The organism is Limnothrix sp. CMB-01, assembly GCF_055193175.1.
The window spans coordinates 2,083,384-2,099,574 of record NZ_CM143720.1 but is presented as its reverse complement, the minus strand read 5'-3'; the positions used below and the strand labels follow the sequence as shown (position 1 = coordinate 2,099,574).

The 16,191-nt window shown below is 50.1% G+C and carries 8 protein-coding genes; 3 read left to right on the top strand and 5 right to left on the bottom strand.

The genetic code is table 11. The annotated features are described in order from the left end of the window. The first annotated feature begins 166 nt into the window (after positions 1 to 166). Entirely contained in the window at positions 167 to 838 is a 672-nt protein-coding gene (locus ACZA91_RS08890; RefSeq protein ID WP_463186159.1) for a Fe2+-dependent dioxygenase, read from the top strand. 846 nt (positions 839 to 1,684) lie between these two features. Next, on the top strand, positions 1,685 to 3,679 hold the full coding sequence (locus ACZA91_RS08885; RefSeq protein ID WP_463186156.1) for an MASE1 domain-containing protein: 1,995 nt from the start codon (positions 1,685 to 1,687) through the stop codon (positions 3,677 to 3,679). A gap of 89 nt (positions 3,680 to 3,768) precedes the next feature. Here ACZA91_RS08885 and ureG read toward each other — a convergent pair whose 3' ends face one another. From ureG to ACZA91_RS08865, 4 genes are all read right to left on the bottom strand, one after another. Beyond that, positions 3,769 to 4,389, bottom strand: a complete 621-nt coding sequence (gene ureG / locus ACZA91_RS08880) for an urease accessory protein UreG (protein WP_190533918.1) — start codon at positions 4,387 to 4,389, stop codon at positions 3,769 to 3,771. Positions 4,390 to 4,503: 114 nt separating this feature from the next. Continuing rightward, positions 4,504 to 9,894 (bottom strand): trifunctional serine/threonine-protein kinase/ATP-binding protein/sensor histidine kinase, encoded by a 5,391-nt coding sequence (locus ACZA91_RS08875; RefSeq protein ID WP_463186153.1) that lies wholly within the window; start codon positions 9,892 to 9,894, stop codon positions 4,504 to 4,506. Positions 9,895 to 10,253: 359 nt separating this feature from the next. Next, the gene (locus tag ACZA91_RS08870) at positions 10,254 to 12,359 is read right to left on the bottom strand and encodes a hydroxysqualene dehydroxylase (RefSeq protein WP_190355801.1); all 2,106 of its coding nucleotides are present in this window, start codon (positions 12,357 to 12,359) and stop codon (positions 10,254 to 10,256) included. A gap of 137 nt (positions 12,360 to 12,496) precedes the next feature. Further along, positions 12,497 to 12,892 carry a hypothetical protein gene (locus ACZA91_RS08865; RefSeq protein WP_463186151.1) on the bottom strand — a complete coding sequence of 132 codons (396 nt, stop codon included), beginning with the start codon at positions 12,890 to 12,892 and terminating at the stop codon, positions 12,497 to 12,499. Between the two features lie 385 nt (positions 12,893 to 13,277). Between ACZA91_RS08865 and ACZA91_RS08860 the strand changes: the two genes are divergently transcribed. Continuing rightward, positions 13,278 to 15,536, top strand: coding sequence for a pentapeptide repeat-containing protein (locus tag ACZA91_RS08860; RefSeq protein ID WP_463186149.1), 2,259 nt, complete (start codon positions 13,278 to 13,280; stop codon positions 15,534 to 15,536). A gap of 16 nt (positions 15,537 to 15,552) precedes the next feature. On the opposite strand, the gene ACZA91_RS08855 is transcribed toward ACZA91_RS08860, so the two are convergent. Further along, positions 15,553 to 16,128 carry an Npun_F5749 family FMN-dependent PPOX-type flavoprotein gene (locus ACZA91_RS08855; protein WP_463186147.1) on the bottom strand — a complete coding sequence of 192 codons (576 nt, stop codon included), beginning with the start codon at positions 16,126 to 16,128 and terminating at the stop codon, positions 15,553 to 15,555. Positions 16,129 to 16,191 lie beyond the last annotated feature (63 nt).

Here is a 16,191-nt window from a genome sequence, read left to right as displayed (position 1 = left end):
CTTGTCCCGCTTCCTGGAACCAGACTAGAGCAGCCGCGATCGGGAAAATGCTTGTATTTCTTGAAGCTGAGCATTTTTGGAGTTCACCCTGCTCCAGGGACTTCAGCCGTTTACTGCCAAACTGTAGTAATTTTTCTAAGAAAAAGATCTGCAATTAAAAAGACTAATGATTATTTCTATTGCTAATGTGCTGAGCGCGGCGGAACTGGCCACCATTGAGGCACAACTGGCAGGCGCAACATTTATTGACGGCCAGGCCACCGCTGGCTGGCACGCCAAGCTCGTGAAGCACAACACCCAACTGGCCAGCACAGACCCCGCCTTTGGCCCCTTGCGAACGTTGGTGCAACAGGCCCTATGGCGCAATCCGTTGTTTCAAATGGCCGCGCTACCCAAGGCGATCGGGCCGATTTTGTTCAGTCGCTACGAAACGGGCATGGCCTACGGCAGCCACGTGGACAACGCTTTCATGGGCAGCGATCCCAAGATTCGATCGGACTTGTCTCTCACCCTGTTTTTGCGATCGCCCGAAACCTACGACGGTGGCGAATTGGTGATTGAAACCACCAATGGCGAAGAAACCTTCAAGCTCGCAGCCGGAGCCATGGTGCTCTATCCCTCCTCCACCCTGCACCGCGTGGAGGCGATCGCCCAAGGCGTGCGGCTGGTGGCCGTCACTTGGATCCAAAGTCTTGTTAAAGATCCCGCCGAGCGAGAGCTGCTCTTTGACCTGGACACCGCCCGCCAATCGCTATTTGCCAAAACCGGCAAAACGCCCGAGTTTGACCTCATTGCCAAAACCCACGCCAACCTGCTTCGGAAATGGGGAGAACTTTAGCCACAGCGAGGCAAACACTAGACCTCTTGCATCAATCAAAACCCTCACCCTAAATCCCTCTCCCAAGTCGGGAGAGGGACTTGACAACCAACAACGAAATCGCCGTTATTCCCGATTTCTGGCTCCCCTTCGCCCGCCTTGGGAGAAGGGGTTGGGGGATGAGGGCTGTTAGCTGATTCGCGCAAGAGGTCTACTAACCAGACCCAGCGCCGTGAATGGATTCTGTGCAACGCGCCCAGGGGCCGGCCTGGCCCGATCGATTCCAGGGGCTGACTTGATCGATCGGGCGCTGAAATGTTGAAATTCCGTTGAGGTCACATAGGTTTACGTTGATTTTTGTGTAGAATTTTAAACGAATCGTACAATTAATAATTTTTTAAATTTAAAAAATCACGCTCGATATCTTATTCGTTGAATGCCATTTAAGTCACCAAATCGATCAAATTCTTCTCACCTGCCATCTATTTCATAGCATCAAATTGCAATTCAAAGGATTCATGAAGCAACAATTCAAAATAATCAAAAGGAGCTGAAATTGATTTATTTGTATAAATAACAACGCGAAATTAAAATTTAAGAATCTTATTAACCAACAAAAGATAATTGATTAATAGAGACTTGAACCTCATACAAATATTTTAAAAGCTCTAACAATTACTCAACCACCTCTAAAAATTGACTGATTGGGATTTGTCTGAAGCTTAGACTACCAAAAGGCTTGTATTTAGGGTAATTAATGGGAGCAAGCCCTAATTTGTCTGGATTTCCACAAATTTGCTGAATATTTTCACGACTTTTTCATTGATCGACGTAATACTCAATAGCTCGATCGTCCACTGGAAATCTATGGAACAGATCATCAACGTCATCACAGCTCGCAAATCCCTAGCGTGGCTGCAAAAGTTTCACTTCGGGTCAATCTTGGCAACCGCCTTGGTTTACGATGCCCTGGCAGAGCTGTCCCGGGCCGTCGCTTCCACGCCAAACTCAGTCACCCCAGTTTGGCCACCGGATGGATTTGCCGTTGGTATTGTCCTGCTCTGTGGCAGAGGCGTGCTTCCCGGCGTTTTTTTAGGATCCTTAGGGGCTAATATTCAAGCCTTTTGGGGCGATCGCAATCTGATCACCCTGCTGTTATCTACCGTAGCCGTACTGGGCATTGCCGCCGGAACTACTGCGGGCACTCAATTAGGAACCTATTTATTTAAACAGTCAACCCGCAGTCGATATCCATTTAGCCAAGTTTCTGACACCATTCGATTTTTGGTTTACGCAGGATTGCTGGGCCCCGTTGTCAACGCAACAATGGGCGTAGGCATGTTAGCTGCTGCTGGGAAAATCGATTTTTTTGAACATGCTCCTAGCACTTGGTTAACCTGGTGGATTTCTAACGTTGCCGGTATTTTTATTTTGACACCACTCATTTTGAGCGGATATCGCTACCTAAAACTGAACCAACTGAGTTGTTGCAACCTATCACAGCTTATTTTTCATGTCTTAAATCGCAAAATTGTGAATCCACATTCTTTTCAAGGTGTTTTATCACGATTAGGAATCAAGGTGATTCCAAGCAAAGAAATTGAATTTCTATTTTTATGTTTAAGTGTTTTCTTGATCAGTTTTTCTGCTTTTTGGAATGGACAATCCATCGCCTATGTTTTGATTCCCTTGTTAATTTGGGCTGTTTTCCGTTTTGGAGACTTGGGCGCTAATTTCACAGCTTTCTTGATTTCTTTGATGGCTATTTTGGGCACGGTGCGCGGGTTGGGCAGTTTTGCCAGCCCTCACCTGAATCAGTCGTTGATGGGTTTACAGTCTTTTATCGTGGTGGTAGTTTTTACATCGTTAATTTTGACGGCAACTTTGGCTGAGCAAAACACTGCTAAGGTGAAGCTAGATCAAGCATTCGCAGATTTAAAGGTTGCCAATCATGTTTTGGAGCATCAGGCCAGAACGTTAATTCAGCAAAATCGAACCCTAGAGCGAACTCTTGAGGAGTTGAAGTTCACTCAGGCTCAAATGGTTCAAAGTGAGAAAATGTCTGCGTTAGGAAATTTAATTGCTGGAGTCGCCCATGAAATTAATAACCCGATCGGCTTTTTAAATGGCAGCATTGAAAATGCGAAAGAATATGCCAACTATTTGTTGGAACATATTCGGCTTTACCAGAAGCAATATTCTGAACCTGGAAGGGATATTGTGGAACATGCTGAGGATATTGATTTAGAGTTTTTAGAGGAAGATTTTCCTAAATTGTTTGAATCCATGCACAATGCCACCGATCGGGTGACTGGAATTAGTAAAAGTTTACGAGCATTCACGAGATCGGACACCGATCAAAAAGTCAGGGCCCAACTGACAGAGAATTTGGAAAGCACGATTCTAATCTTAAAATATCGCCTGAAGGCTACGAATCATCGCTCTGAAATCCGGGTGATTCGTAATTATGAGAAATTGCCTGAAATCTACTGCTTTCCAGGACAACTAAATCAGGTATTTATGAATATTTTGGCTAATGCCATTGACGCGATCGACGAGTTCGCCATGGAGCAGAGCCTTGAAAATTTACCAGCCCGCTCCTATCAAATTACCGTAACCACAAAGTTAGAAACGAATCAGATTGTGATTGGCATTGCTGACAATGCTAAGGGAATGGATGAGGCAACGATCGCTCGGGTTTTTGATCACCTCTTTACGACCAAGGGAGTGAACCAAGGCACAGGAATTGGTCTATCGATCGCCCAAGAAATTGTGGTGACCAAACATGGCGGGTCGATCGATGTGCAATCCCAACTCAATCAGGGAACTGAGTTTTTGATTCGTTTGCCCATTGATTCATAAGGAACCCACGGATTAACCTGCTGATTCATCGTGAAGTAAAATCAGGCAATTGATAGGCTCTTGATGGGCTTTGGTTGTTCAAACATTCCCTAGGAAACTGGGGGCAATTGCTGTTCAATAAAGCCAATAATTTCTGGCAACCCATGGCCCGTTTTCAGATTGCTGAACAGAAAAGGGCGATCGCCTCGCATTTTTTGGGCATCCCGTTCCATGACCGCTAAGTCAGCACCCACATGGGGAGCCAAATCGATTTTATTAATCACCAAGAGATCAGATTTAGTGATCCCTGGCCCCCCTTTGCGAGGAATTTTGTCACCGGCTGCCACATCAATCACGTAAATCGTTAAATCAACTAACTCCGGGCTGAAAGTGGCGGCCAAGTTATCTCCCCCACTTTCAACAAAGGTGATTTGAATGGGGCGATCGCCCTGCGCAAATTTAGCCTCTAATTGCTCGATCGCCACCAGATTAATGGAAGCATCTTCTCGGATGGCCGTGTGGGGGCAACCGCCGGTTTCCACACCCACGATTCGATCGGGGGAAAGAGCAGCACTCCGAACTAAAAACTGAGCATCTTCCTGGGTGTAGATATCATTGGTCACCACCGCCAGACTATATTGATCGCGCAATTTTTTACACAAAGCATCCACCAGGGCTGTTTTTCCAGAACCCACTGGTCCGGCCACCCCGATTCGTAATTGACTGGTCATGGTAATGGTTAATCAATGAACTCAAATGAACTCATGAGATGGACGCATAGCCAACTCATTCAATTGAAGAAATTCTGGCAAAGGCTCATTGGGTTTGACAAGATCTTCAACCACTTAAGCGGGGCCATCAATGGGTAATTCAATCGTTAATGTTGCTCCCTGTTGGGGGGCAGACTGACAAGATAGTCGTCCGTGGTGTTGTTGAGTAATGATTTGGTAGCTCACCGATAGGCCCAATCCTTTGCCTTCGCCCACTGGCTTTGTGGTGAAGAAGGGATCAAAGATTTTTTGGCGCACACTGTCTTCCATGCCTGGGCCGTTATCGGTGATGGAAATTTGCACAGTTTGATCGCTAATTTTGCGAGTTTCAATGGAAATTTCGGGCATGGGCTGCAAGGCAAAACCGGCGGGCGATCGCAAGGCATCGATCGCATTGGTCAAAATATTCAAAAAGACCTGATTCACCATACTGGCGTAGCAATTCACCAACGGAATTTCGCCATAGTTTTTTAACACGCTGATTTCTGGCTGTTGGCTTTGCACCTGTAATCGGTGCTGCAAAATCAGCAGCGTGTTGTCAATTCCTTCATGCAGGTCTACTTGTTTTTGATCCGATTCATCCAAACGCGAGAAATTTCGCAGTCCGAGGACAATTTGCCGCACCCGATCGACCCCATTTTGCATGGAGTGAAACAAATTGTTCAGATCTTCTTTCAAAAAATCCAACTCCATTTCTTGCATTCTTGCTTGAACAATTGGATGAATTTCAGAGGAATGCTGCTCATGGAGTGTCAACAAATCCAGGAGGTCTAAAAAGTAAGACCGAGCATGAGTAATATTACCCATAATGAAACTAATAGGATTATTAATCTCATGGGCAATACCGGCCACCATTTGCCCCAAGCTCGACATTTTTTCCGCTTGAATCAGTTGCGCTTGGGTTTGTTGCAGTTCTTGGAGCGTAATCTTCAACTGCTGGTTTCTTTCGGTTAGCTCCTGAGTGCGAGCGGCCACTTTCTTTTCCAGATTGTTGCTGTAGTCTTCCAAGTTTCGGTAGAGGCGCGCATTTTCAATGGAGATCGCCGCTTGCGCCATCAAAATTTGCAACACTTCCAGGCGATCGGGCGTGAATGCATCGATCGCCAAATTATTCTCCAAATAAAGAACGCCCATCAACTGTCCTTGTTGAGTAATGGGCATACAAATCACCGATTGAATTTGCTGGTTTGCAATGTAAGGATCATTGGTAAATAATCCTTCAGCCATGGCATTTCCCAACACCACTGATTCTTGAGTTCGTTGCACGTATTGAATCAGGGAAACCGGCAAAGATAAACTCGGAGATAAGGGGCAATTTAGGGGAACATCTACAGCCGTTTGCCCTTCCACATGGCTGGTGGCCACCACAGTTAGCCGATTGTTTTGTTGGGGATCTTTGAGGAGCAAATAGCCCGTTTGGGCCCCCGCATTTTCAAGGGTTAGTCGCGTTAGTTGGGTTAACAATTGCGACAAGACAATTTCCCCCGAAAGGGCTTGGGCCGCTTTAATCACGGTGTTAATATCCAGCACCGTGCTGGCGGTTGTGTGGGGATGGGTGGAATGCTGAGTGCCCGTGGGCGGCAAGGTGGGCGGCCGACGTGGCGACAGATTTTGTAAGGGCAGCGATTTGGCCTGGAGCGCGGCAACTTTAGCTTTAGCTCCCCAGCGATCGTAAGCATGAGCTGCATCCAGCCAATATTGCTTAGCAATTTTGTCGCGCCCAGAGTCGTGATACAGCTCAGCGGCACGCTCGGCCGCGATCGCCACTTCAGGCCAGCGACTATGGGCTTGGGCCGTGTTGATGGCGCGATCGTAATAGTCCATGGCGCGCAGAATTTCCCCTTGCCAACGGGCCGTTTCTGCCAACACCAATTCATATTTACTTTGATAGTTTTCTGGTGCGTGATGTGCCCAATTTTCCAACTTTGCCGTCAAAAGTTCTAAGGTGGAAGGCCGATCTTGTTCTTCTTCATTTAGAGCAGCCAAGTCACTGGGTTGAGTGGTTTTGAGATAAACCAATGCGGCATAAAATGTGAAGCCACCAGACAACATCGAAGCGGTGGCTGCTGCTTGGTACTGGTCAGCCAAATTCGCCTTGTTTTTTGCTGCTTCCCAGTCATTCATGACATAGGCCAGAATGGTTTCTGCAAAATAGATAAAGAAAAGCAGCATTTGGTTTTCAGAAGCTTGAATTTCTGAAACCAATTGGCGATTAATATAGCGGCCTTCCAGTTGAGAAGTGGGTGTTTCTGGCGACTCCAAGGCTTCCGTGAGTTGTCGCCAAGTCATGGCTGGATATAAGCCATGATCCTGTTTAATTTTCTGGAGCAATTCGATATACAGTTGTTGCTCTCGGGCCACTTCTGCCAAGGGCGTTCCCACCAACATCATGTAGCCACAAGACCACATGGCGCAGTAGGTGGCATAAACCACATCACCCGTTTCCATTCCCATTTGCACTGTGCGCTCAAGGAATTGAATCGTGTTTTGATGGGGTTCTTTCCAATGAACCACAAAGGAATTGAAAAGCATGTGGATTTTGCATTTCAGAGCATCCGAGGGATATTGCTCCAAAATTTGCAAAGAAATTTGTCCCGATCGATAGCCCAATTCAATTTGATTTAAGGGACCACACAACAACAATCCATACATGCCATAGGCGTAGGCGGCGAGAGCTGAATGGCCCAGCTCTAGGCACATATTCACCATCAGAAAAACGATGAAGGGCAATAAATCGGGTCGCACTTCGTAAGAGGGGCCCGTGATGATGATCAGAATTTCGAGGGCAGCCAAAGCAGCCCGATCGCTCATTTCTGGGTAATCTGCCAACTGATCCAACTCCGGCAGCGGCTGATTTAGTTGCAACAGTTGCGAATCAATCACCAAGGGATAGCCCAGTAGTTCCAAAACAGGCAAAGCTGTTTCGATCGCACTGTGCATTTGGTTTTCAGCGATCAGAAATTGAATTTTTAGCTCATAAATTTTTGCGCGGTCAATCAGCGAGCATGAGCGCTCTAAGGCAATTTCTGAAAGAGTATATGCCTCTTTAAATTGAGCCAATAAATATTCAACTTCCACACTCGTAGTATAGAGGTTAAATGTTAATTCATAATCCATTTCCCAGGCATTTCCCGGCAGCAATCGACGGCCCATTGCAAAGTATTCTTGGGCCGAACTGTAGGCCGCCGCAGCCTTAGCCTTTCTACCTGCTCGATCATTTAGCCGCGCCAAGAGTAACTGTTCCTGGGGATCCGAAATGAGGGCAGAACCCACATTCATCGCATTCACCACATCAAACAGACAATCATCTAGCCGATCGGGTTCAATACTGTTGAGCAACAAGCGACCCACCGTTAAATGGATGAGTTGCTTTTCCTCATTAGGAATCAGAGAATAGGCCGCTTGCTGCACACGATCGTGCAGAAATTTGTAGGTAATCGTGACTGTTTTACAATCTTCTAACACTTGCGGAATTTCATAAGCTGCATTCAGCGGAATAACAAATTCTGCCTGAAGAGCTTGCCACAAATCTGCGAAAGTCTCCGTTGTAGATTTTTCATGAACAATAGCCAACATATCCAAACTAAATTGGTTACCAATGCAGGCGGCTAATCGCAGCGCCCGTTGCACAGAAACATCCAATTGTTGGATCTCATGAACCATCAAACTAATCACATTTTCGGTGATCTCAATAGGCGGCAAATTTTGAAAACTCCATTCCCATTGCCCCGTTCCCGATTCAAACCAAATGACCCCTTCAACATAGAGGTATTTAAACAACTGCGTTAGGAAAAATGGATTTCCCTGGGTTTTTTGCACCAACAATTGGGCAATGGGTTCCACGGTTGCCAACGGTCGGTGCAAGGTGTCTCCCACCAAAGTCAACACATGATCCAGCGTCAGGGGCTTGAGGGTAATGGTTTGCAGTTTGGCTCCCTCCGCTTCGATCGCCCCGAGCATCCGTAACAGGGGATGCATAGAGTCCACTTCATTATCGCGATAGGCTCCCAACATCAACAGGTATTGCCCATCAGGATCAGTCATTAACTGTTCAATGAGTTGCAAAGAAGCCGCATCAGCCCATTGCAAATCGTCTAGGAAAATGACCAGCGGTTGATCGACCTGGCAGAACACATGAATGAAGGTGCGAAAAACCAAGTTGAAGCGATTTTGGGCTTCGGAAGGGGGCAACTCCGGTACTGGAGCCTGGCGACCAATGATCGATTCCAATTCGGGAATCACATCGGTAATGATGGATCCGTTGCTGCCTAAAGCTGCGGTCAATTTTGCGCGCCAAACGGCAATTTGCTCATCCGTTTCAGTCAGTAATTGCCGCGCCAGTTCACGAAATGCTTGAATGGGTGAAGCGTAGGGAATATTGCGTTGAAATTGGTCAAACTTGCCACTGATGAAGTACCCACGCTGGCGGGCGATCGGCTTATGCACCTCATTCACCAAAGCCGATTTGCCGATGCCGGAATAACCCGCCACCAGCACCATTTCCGTATTTCCCGCGCTGACGCGATCGAACACATCCAAAAGCTGTTGCACTTCCATTTCCCGCCCATAGAGCTTTTGGGGAATGCTGAATGTGCCACATTGATCGCGCTCCGCCAGAGGAAACGGGGCGATCGAACCAGACCGTTGCCACTGGCTCAGGCATTCCTCCAAATCCCGCTGAATGCCATAGGCACTTTGGTAGCGTTCTTCTGCCGTTTTGGCCATCAGCTTCAAAATCACTGCTGACACTTGAGGCGGAATTTGGGCATTGAGGTAGTGAGGCGGAACGGGCGACTTTGCAATATGGCAATGTACCAATTCCATGGGATCGCTGGATTGGAAAGGAAGCTGGCCCGTTAATAACTCATAGAGCGTGACACCCAAAGAATAGAAATCGGTTCGATAGTCCACCGTACGGTTCATGCGTCCCGTTTGCTCTGGCGACACATAGAGCAACGTTCCCTCTAAAAGATTGGGACTACTGAGGATCGGGTGTTCCTTGGAAAGGCGAGAGGCGATCGAAAAGTCTGTTAGCTTTAATTGCCGAACCTTAGGTTCAAAGATTAGATTATGTGGCTTAATATCCTTGTGAATAATCTGGCAGTTATGCAGCCGTCCTAAAATTGCTGCCAACTGGCAACCAATCCATAGAATATCATCCAGTGAAAGCGACTGATTTTGGAGGCAAGAGATCAAGTCACACCCTCCAAAATCCTCAAGCACTAAAAAGGGTTTGCCCTGGATTTCATCAAGTCCATAGGTTTCCACAACCCCTTCTAGATTTAAATCTCTGAGCACTTCATATTCATGTTGAAGCTTAGCCAAATCAGCCCGGTTGGGATAATCAGAGGCCACCGTTTTTAAGATGACTGGCTTTTGCTCTGGTTGTTTCAATGCCCGATAGACAATTGTCCGCTCGGTTGTTGAAAGAACTTCCGAAATTTGATACTGAGCAAACACGTCCATAACAATTTAGTGGCAGCGTAACTTACAAACAGAAACAGAATCAGGGCAGAAATAAAATCGGAATATGATTAATCTTGAAGGCTGTAAGTCAACCCTGAACATAGATTCACATGAATTTGTAATTATTGCTTGATTTTGTTAAATTGTCATGCTTTTACTAAATTTTCGCTCTTATTCCCAAAATCAATTGATCTTGGTTCACCAACTAAAGACCTGCCCACTGAAGCGATTGGCTGTGTCGAATTTAGATTGGTAATCAATGTTCAAATTAGATGTTATGACATCGATCACGATTAGACATTAGTAAAGTAATATTAACATCAAATCGTGATCGACGACGACTCCATCGCAGGCAAACGCTAGCTAAACCAACGATTTATTAATTGCCATAGGGCAATAAAGGGAAAGAATAGCCGCAAATACCAGGGCGAAACTTTTCCATTCCAAGGCAGTCCCCGCTTGTAGCGTAAGTAGTCTGACCAACGGCGAACTGCAAACACAATTGGCTCCTTTAATTCCCAAATTTTGCAATAGGGAGCCTTGACTTGATAAGCGTCAATGATGGCGTTCACGGCCCGGCGCGCTGCTTCATTGGCTCCTTCCATGGTTGCCAAGTCCGTGTTGGTGCGCACATAGTCTGAGGCCAAGAAAAAGTTGGGAATCTTGGTATGGGCTTCCGGACGCAGCACCCAGGTATTCACCAAGTTAACCAACAAGGGTTCGCCGTTGACGTTGGCGTTAGGGTCACCAATGCGGCTCTTATAGAGCAGCCTTTCCCGTCCCAATCGTTCATGGAAGCGCTGGGATAGCGGCGAGGACTCCAGGTGCAGTTTCTCGTTAGGCACTGGCAGCGGAATCGGCCCGACAAATCCCTTCGCCACTAGCGCATTCACCGCCAACCGGGCTTGGCTTTGATCCACATTGAGATATTCAGCAATCTCCTCCAAGTTAACTTCGCGGTTCTGATGATGAATCCACAAAAATAGATCCTTGAAGAAGTCAGGTAATGCACCATTCAGGACTTCATCGAGTTTTTCAGGATCGGTTGCTAAGTCACAGCAGTTGTGAACGATATCGGGATCCAAAAACCAGCTATGAAGATCCTCATCTTTCAGGAGTGGTTTCCCCTTTTCCTTCAAGGAGCGCTTCATTTGCTCCCACACTTCTTCCTTAATCTCCTCAGGGTTGCAAATTTGGGCTGGTTTGGGAATTTTCAGCCCCAACGTACCGTTAATTGCGCCCACTTCATCGGTGTTTGGGTTGATGAAGTAACCCCAGTTGGAGGGGATGGCGGAGATGATGCCCCGAACTTGCCCATCGCCAAATTGTTCAACGGGAAACTCTGGCCAAAACTTGGTTTGGGAAATGGACGTTAAGGCCCAAGGGGAATCCACATACAGCACGTGACCATGGGTGACGGGCACATCTCGGTTGAGATAGTACTGAATGCCGTTCATCCAAGCGGTGCTGGTTCCCAGGCGCTTGAGGTTGGCGAAGGTGGGGTCGCCTTGGATCAGGTCATCGGAGATCAGTCCAGCGATAATTTCTGCGGGCAAGGCAGCAATGTAAACATCACCCGTGACAAAGCGATCGACCTTGGTTTCTAGGTCAGTGACGATCGCCCCCGAAATTTTGGTGTTGCCTTGGGCATCCCGTTCCGTTTGGATGGAACGCAGGCGGCTGGAAAAATGATAGTCCACACCCCGGGCCTTGAGGTATTTTAGCCAGGGATCAATCCAAACGTCGTTGGTCGGGCCATTCAAGACGCGATCGGCGCTGCTGTTGCTGGGATCTACAATGCCCAACAAAAGCTGCAAGAAGATATCGCCCATGGTCTTGGTGCTGGCCAATTCAGCCCGGGAAGCCACCAGCGAAGTGGTTAGGCCGCGGGCCAGTAAATTTTGATAGGCGATCGACTTGTTTTGGGCATCCAAATAATCCCACCAACCAATTTTTTCGTATTCTCCCAGGCGGCGTTCTGGGCAGGAGGTTAGGAGTTGGAAAACTCGCTCCGCAAAGAACTCCAATTCACCCGGTAAGAGGTCAGCGGTTGCCCCTTGCAGCAAAGCCTGAAAAATGAGGATCAGGTCTCCTAGGCTCTGGGGAAAGCGATCGGGCAGGATAATGAGGTTTTTGTGGTCTTCATATTGGGCCAATGCTAGCCGAGTTGTGTCTACCAAATTGTCAAAAACCCTGCGCACTTTTCCCCCCTGAGGAGGCTGGTAAGGAATGCGCTTCATGGTATCGGTCACATGCCGATAAAAGCTGGGAAAGAAGCGAAACCCATGCTCACCCGGCAGGGGCTGTTTGCCTGGAGCGGCGCTGTCTGGCACTTTGATGCTGCGCGCCTTTCCACCTGCAATGCTTTTGAGTTCATACACTTCAACGGCAAAGCCCCGCTCAACTAACTCGTGGGCGGCGCTCATTCCAGCAATACCACCACCGAGAATGACAACTTTCACCATGCTAAAGCTTCCTTAAGATGCCTAAGAGCCAACAAGTTTGCTTGGTTTGATTTGGATTCCCCTGTTTAGGATTGTTCCCAATCCGATACATAATCATGCCAAACTTCACTTGGGCTACGATCCCGAATGTTTCCCATCTATGGACTGTTGTCCATTAAATCTATAGTGCTTTCTCTTTCCGGAGATCGCAAGAGAGGATAAGGGGTAATTAATGAAAAAATAGTCGATGATTCAAGACAGTTCGCTTCAAGCTGGAGTGGTCTGAAACGGTCATTCAAATCCTTTTTCATTAAATGTGAATTTAAAAGGTGATTGAATTCAACTGGATTTTTACCTTGGATTATTAAATAGGCAATTTCTGTAAATTTACGGATCTTTTTGTATTGGGAACTACAAAAAATACGGATTAACGTTGGATCATTGATCTGTTGTTCGATCGCCCTGCCCGATCGAACAACAGTGAAAAAAGGCCCCTGAACTCGTAAAGCAGCAAAAATCGGTGAAATTGGGCGATCAATTCCCAAGACCGCCATTGGGCAACCAGTCCCGAGCGGAAAGCAAGGTGAACAGTCACATTTCACCCGCCAGCACTTCACCGATCCCTTGGCCCTCGGTCAGCCGCTTGAGGCGCAAAAGCCTTCATTAACGGCAGTTTGAAGACTTGACCTGGGATCTTGCGCACTGAAATCTTCATTGACCTGAGGGCCAGCCTTTCAACCCTTGAGTTACTTGAGTACCAATGGGGTTGTGGCATGATGGGTAGGCCCAATTTTGGTCATGGGTTGCGCCCAAAGCTGCGTTCCAGGCTGGCAACGCCCAAAGCCTGATGCGGCCCCAGGAAGGGCTGTGCCTTGCCTGCGATTCGAGTAGTCTGGTTTTGTCCTCCCCATGACCTTGGCCGTCATCAGGAATCGCCGCATGGTTAGCCCGCCCACTGCTCCGAACGACAATCCCGACTTTAATCCCGACTTTGGCCCCACCTTTGCCCCGGAAGGGCCCGATCGCCCCAACCGGCGATCGCTTCTGTGGCGGCGAATGGGGGCTTGGGCGGTGGAAGTGGCGCTGATTGCGGCCAGCGGCGGCTTGCCCTTTGCGATCGGGCAGGCGGCACGCACGGCCTTGGAGGGGCCGCCCGTTCCGCTGAATCCGGTGCTGGCCAGCGTCGAGGACGCGGCCGCTAAAACCTTTGCCATCCCGCCACACTTGCGCCCCACGGCCGTGGCTCCGATGACAAATCTCTTTTGGTCCGGGGCGTTGGTGTTGCCGGTGGCGCTGGGCGGCTTACAACTTTTTTTGCTGGCCACCACGGGCAAAACTTCGCCGAAGGCCTGGTTTGGTCTGCAATTAACAGATGAGCAGGGACGCGCTCCCGGTTTGGGGCGGGTGTTGTTGCGGGAAGGGGTGGGCCGTTGGGGGCTGCCGCTGGGAACGGCCTATGGCGTATGGCGGGCCAGTGGAGCCTATCCGGATTTATCGATTTTGCTGGGTTTGGCGGTGGTGGGGCTGGCGGTGGAGTCAGGAGCAGCACTGTTGGATCCTCAGCGGCGGCCCTGGCGCGATCGCCTGGCCAAGACGCGGGTTGTGGATTTGCGAGACCCGGAAGGCTGGGTGGAGCCGGGGATGGCGGCCATGGAGCCGGGGCCGATCGAACCGGCCACCATGGGCCGATCGATCCTGGTCAATGGTCGATCAGGCAGTGGTTCGCTCACGGAGCGATCGGCAGCGCGGCTGACGCTGAATCATCCCAACGGCCCGGAAACCACAAATTTGATTCTTTCCCCGATCGGGGCCCGGGGGCTGTGGGCTTGGGTGCGCCAAAACCCCGGCACGGCGATTGTGGTGGTGGGATCGCTCGGTCTGGTGCTGGTGTTGGGAACCTTTGCCGCTACGCAAATCTATGTCCAAGATCAGGCCGATCGACGGGCGGCCCAAGCCCAGAAGCAGGAACTGCTGCTGGATTTGGTGGCTAAATATAGCCAAAATGCCCCTGACCAGCGGCGGGGTTCCGTGCTGGCCCTGGGGGCCGTGCAGGATCCAAACCCGGAAATTGTGCTGTTGCTGAATTTGTTGGGTCAAGAGGAATCTCCACAACTCATCGAAGCCCTGCAACAGTCGATCACCAGCGCCGGGCCTGCCGCCTTGCCCTACTTGCAACGGTTAAACCAAACTCTCAAGACCGATGCGGATAGTTTGGCGGCGGGGCCCAACACCGGAGAGGCCACCCGGGCCGCCCTGCGGTTGCGAGCCACCCAACGGGCGATCGCCAAATTGCTGCGGTTGCGATCGGGCGCTGACGGGTCGATCGACCTCAGCCGCGTGGATTTGGGCCAATCCAATTCGCCCAATGCCCAATTTTCCCTGGTGCTCGATCGGGCTGATCTTTCGGGGCTAAAACTCCGCAGTGCCGTGCTCACCGGGGCCAATCTCCGCGGCTCCGTTTTTCGATCGGCCGGGCCCGATGGCCGCTGGAACACCTTTGACGATGCCCTCACCGACCTCTCCGGAGCCGATCTACGGGGAGCCGACCTGACCAGCGCATCCTTAATTACTGGTCAACTGGAGCGCACCAGCCTGGTTGGGGCCGCCCTGAATGGAACCAACCTCACCAGTGCGCGCCTGATTGGAGCCAACCTCAGCCAAGCCAAACTGCTGGGGGCCAACCTGGAAGCGGCCAACCTGGATGGAGCCAGCCTCACGGGGGCCGATCTCGGGGATGCCAAGCTGAACCAAGCCAGTCTGCATGGAGCCAAACTGGGTCAAGCCCGGGCCGTGGGAGCCAGCTTGGCCCAAGCCGATCTCACCGAAGCCAGTTGGCGCGGGGGCGATCTGTCCACCGCTGATTTAAACCGGGCTAACTTGCGGAATGCCGACCTGAGCGCCACCCGTCTGATTGGAGCCAATTTACAGGGGGCACAACTGCAAAGCGCCCAATTACAAGGCACCGATTTTTCCCAGGCCGATTTACGCGGGGCCCTGTTTGAGGGAGCGAACCTGAAAGGCGCGATCTTTGCCCCAACCAACGCAGCCCCGGCCGGCGGGTTTGTGGGGCGCACTGACAGCGAAAAACCCTCCGCCCTGGTGAAGGGGGCGGACTTCAGCCAAGCCAAAAATCTGGATCCTCGCCAGTTAGCCTATCTCTGCACCCAAGGGGCCATCCACCCCCAATGTCCCCAATAGATTGGCAACCATCGCTCTAGGGGTTGAGGGCGTGGGTTTGCCAACCGTCGGGGGTGCGATCGAACTCGGTGCGATTTTGCGGCTCCCCCTTCAGCTCCAACCAATCCACCCGCTCAGGGATGAGCCACAACAGCACAAAGGTCTCCAGCGGCGCGATCGGATCCGGCGGCGGCGGCGCAAAGGCGGCCGGGTCAACCGTGCGATCGCCACGAGGATTGGGCCAAGCAAATTGCAATCGGGCTGCATCCGAAAGGTTTTGCCACAGGCGCGATCGCTCGGCCTGTTCCGTGGGGTCGGGCGTAGTGGCCAGCACCGCCCGCAAGGTTCCGGCAATCCGAAATTGCTCGCGCGTTTTGGGAAAGTACCAACAGGCTTCCGCGCGGGGATTCGTAGCCAATTGCGGCATCTTTTCGCTGCGGCTGTCCGTGATCACCGTGAGCCAATCCGTGCGATCGCGAAATCCCCGAAAGACCACCGTTCGGTTCGCGGGACTGCCATCAGGGCGCACCGTGGCCAACTGCAAATAGCGGGCATAGATCAGCGATCGGTTGCGGTGCAAGGCTCGCGACAAGGGCGATCGCCAAGGGGCCAAATCAGGGGATGGGGGCGTTGGGGAGTTTGAGGGTTGGGAGTTTGAGATTTCGGGATTTGAGAT